The sequence below is a fragment of the Geobacillus sp. LYN3 genome (assembly GCF_003064505.1).
GTDB lineage: Bacteria > Bacillota > Bacilli > Bacillales > Anoxybacillaceae > Parageobacillus_B > Parageobacillus_B toebii.
Map to the genome: position 1 here is coordinate 2,867,193 of NZ_QCWL01000001.1, position 2,941 is coordinate 2,870,133.

Annotated in this window: 4 protein-coding genes and 1 pseudogene; 2 read left to right on the plus strand and 3 right to left on the minus strand. The window is 43.6% G+C overall.

Going from position 1 to position 2,941, the window contains the following annotated elements; genetic code table 11:
- Together DCC82_RS15005 and DCC82_RS15010 are read right to left on the minus strand one after the other, a co-directional pair.
- Positions 1-678 (minus strand): IS982 family transposase (locus DCC82_RS15005; RefSeq protein WP_233253004.1); only part of this gene is annotated, 678 nt, incomplete at its 3' end.
- Between the two features lie 87 nt (positions 679-765).
- A complete protein-coding gene (locus DCC82_RS15010) occupies positions 766-1,236 on the minus strand; it encodes a hypothetical protein (RefSeq protein WP_097354388.1) in 471 nt (156 codons plus the stop codon).
- A gap of 140 nt (positions 1,237-1,376) precedes the next feature.
- Between DCC82_RS15010 and DCC82_RS17725 the strand changes: the two genes are divergently transcribed.
- Positions 1,377-2,081 carry a helix-turn-helix domain-containing protein gene (locus tag DCC82_RS17725; RefSeq protein WP_233253005.1) on the plus strand — a complete coding sequence of 235 codons (705 nt, stop codon included), beginning with the start codon at positions 1,377-1,379 and terminating at the stop codon, positions 2,079-2,081.
- Positions 2,059-2,294, plus strand: a pseudogene (locus DCC82_RS18325) (transposase). The gene DCC82_RS17725 and the pseudogene DCC82_RS18325 overlap by 23 nt, the downstream one beginning before the upstream one ends.
- A gap of 91 nt (positions 2,295-2,385) precedes the next feature.
- Here the strand turns inward: DCC82_RS18325 and DCC82_RS17485 are convergent.
- The gene (locus DCC82_RS17485) at positions 2,386-2,553 is read right to left on the minus strand and encodes a hypothetical protein (protein WP_015863623.1); all 168 of its coding nucleotides are present in this window, start codon (positions 2,551-2,553) and stop codon (positions 2,386-2,388) included.
- Positions 2,554-2,941: the final 388 nt, after the last annotated feature.

Here is a 2,941-nt window from a genome sequence, read left to right on the forward strand (position 1 = left end):
TTTTCGAGACGGAGTCCAAAGCGCCATTTGGTATTCTTCGTACAGCCTTTTTTGCAAGTCACGGCTAATGAATCCTTTGTCCCCAAAGTTATACGGGTGGGGAATTTGGGTCATCACGCTTTCGGCTGCGATTCGATCGTGGCAAGATGCTTCCGTCACCACATACCCCATTGGCAGCCCTTGATCGGTCACTTGAAGGTGCAGCTTCAACCCGTAGTACCATTGCTTTTTGGAAGCGCAATACCCGATGTCGGCGATCTCTTGAAACCGTTTGACGCGATGCATTCTTGCCGTATGGCACAATGGGAGCGGCAAGCTGTCCACGACGGCATAGGCATGATGTTGGCCACGTTTTGCCAGCTCATGGCGGATCCATTTGATAGCGAAGCCAAGCGCCCGGCAGCGGCGGTTATACCGGGAACGTTCGAGAAACGAGCCGTTTGTGAACAAATTTCCCGTGACAAAACGATGCCACGCCCGTTCAGAAGTAAAACCGAGCAGCTTTCCTAAAAGATGAATGGCGATGATGACAGCGTCCTCTTGCTTGACCAAATGGCGATTTCGACGATGAAGATGCACCTGAATGCATGAAAGTTGAGCAGAAACAAAAACGAAAATGGCGGCATATTGCTTTTGAATCTTGGCCCGATCTGTAGTAAAATGAAAGTGCTCTTGCATAGGGATCCTCCTTTTTAATGGTTGGTTTCACTTTCATTTTAAGGGGATCCTCATGCAAGGGCTATTTTTATGCTTGTTTGAGTTTATCTAGCACCACGGGTTTTCATTCAATTTTTCAACAAATTCAAAGCGCGGAGAAACTGCTTTCATTTTTTTATTATAGAGGTTAGTATAATAAATTTCTAAATATGCGGTCTTTCCAAATAAAATTTCATCATTTTTTATTATCACTTCGAAACATTTTCCTGTTGATACATACTGGCTATCTTTTTTGAGATACCTATAATCAAGATTAATTACTTTATTGTCCTCATTTAAAATCATATTTACCTTATTAATCTTAATTGTCGATGATGCATCGTTTAATAAAATAAGACGAAGTGATGCAGATGCCCCCATCCTTTCTATGCAAGTAACATGAAACCATGGTTGCACAGCAAACTGTTTCTCATCATTATTATCCCTGTTAGTTTTAATAGTAATAATTATAGCAACTAAAGCAGCAAAACTCGCTATTGCAGAAGCTATTGCCCCGATTGCATTCCAATTAACCCCCAAACCTATTATCCACTGCAGAAAAATTCCCTCCCTTATCTATATACATGCACATTGAAACATTAATGTCCGTATAAGTTGTTCCCATCCCAGTTATACTGCTCCTAGGAAATTTCCGGAAAAGGAGCAGAACAAGGATGTAAATGATAAAAATTACCAACGACCACAGATGGACATCACGCACTCTCCGAAAGCAAGAGTGGAAAATCAAAAATGTTGCCCTGCGCCAACGCGTCATGGCTGTTCGCTTGGTCATGGAAGGGTATCTGGGAAAAGACGTCGCTGCCATGCTCCATCTATGTCGCCAAAGTGTCGCCTTTTATGTGTCCTTATTCAACGAAGGTGGGCTCGATCTCCTGCTTGATTGGAAATCTCCACTAGGCCGGGAACCGTTTTTGACACCGGAACAGCAACAGGTGCACTCGGTTGGGACATCGCTTCTTCCATCCTATATCCGCGAGCACTACGGGGTGGCCATGTCCCGGGAGAGGATTCGGAAACTTTTGCATCGAATGAGACGGTCTTGGAATCGGCCCACCTATACTTTAGACAAAGGGGATGCGGAACAACAACAAGCCTTCGAGAAGCAGATGGACCTAATCAAAAAAAACTTAATCACCCTAGATAAGGTCCTTTTGTATGTCGACAAGACCCTTGTCCACTCGTACCAAATTCTGCGGACCACTTGGTCGGAAGTCGGCGACAGAAACAGGTACCCACGTATGGTCATTATACCGATGTTTCGCTCTTTGGAGCCGTCAATGTGCTCAACGGAGACACCATTCTTCAACGGGTGGCCGCAATGCGACAACGTTCTTGGATTTCTTGAAAATCCTAAAAAATCATGATCCTAACAAACGGATCGTGCTCGTACTGGATCACGCTCGCATCCACCACGCCAAGATGATCAAAGACTTTTTGCGCCAAGAGGGGAATCCTTTCATTTCATCTTTCTGCCTCCATATTCGCCACAGTTAAATCCGATTGAACGCCTGTGGAAATGGCTCAAAGATGCCGTCATTGCCAATGTGTTTCACAAGAACCAAGTGGAGATTGACTAGGCCATTACGCAATTTATGGACTACATTTGTTAACGCTCGGAAGAAGTACTTCAACGCTTGGGGTGTGCTACGTGATGCAGAGGTTGACTTTTCAAGGTGCATCTATAATAGTTTCACTCTTACCGTCTTGTATATCCCAATAATAATCTACGCTGATTGATAAATCTGTTAAATGATTAACACATTTGACACCCGTTATTATACTGTCGGTAAAATCAAAAGCGTTCTCAATTTCTTCAATGTTACTTGCAATAATCAATGAAACCGCCCGCTTTCAGAAATAAAAACTTTGTGCATTTGAGAAGTATTCATTCTGAAGATGAATTGGATGATTGATAAGGAAGACCATGGTAGAAGCGCATTCTTAGAAGAAATGATCATGAACCATGTTAATGTAGTCAATTTTTTGTTTTTTAATGCCCTTTTAGCACATTGTGGAGATACCGACCATCATTGAACTACCCCCACTTACCGGCTCATGCCGGTGGAAGTGGGGGATTCTTGTTTCCTCTGGCCGTAGTTGCTCAAAGGTTCCAAGAACCCCCTCCGTTCAACGAGAGGAGTAGCCATACAAGATGTCCGAAGTGTCCTTTCGGGACGACCAGCTATATGCCTATGAAAGCGCATATAGAAGGTACACCATCTTT

Excerpts from the sequence above, each read along its gene's own strand:
- DCC82_RS17725 (WP_233253005.1), top strand. The coding sequence starts at position 1,377 with ATGATAAAAATTACCAACGACCACAGATGGACATCACGCACTCTCCGA.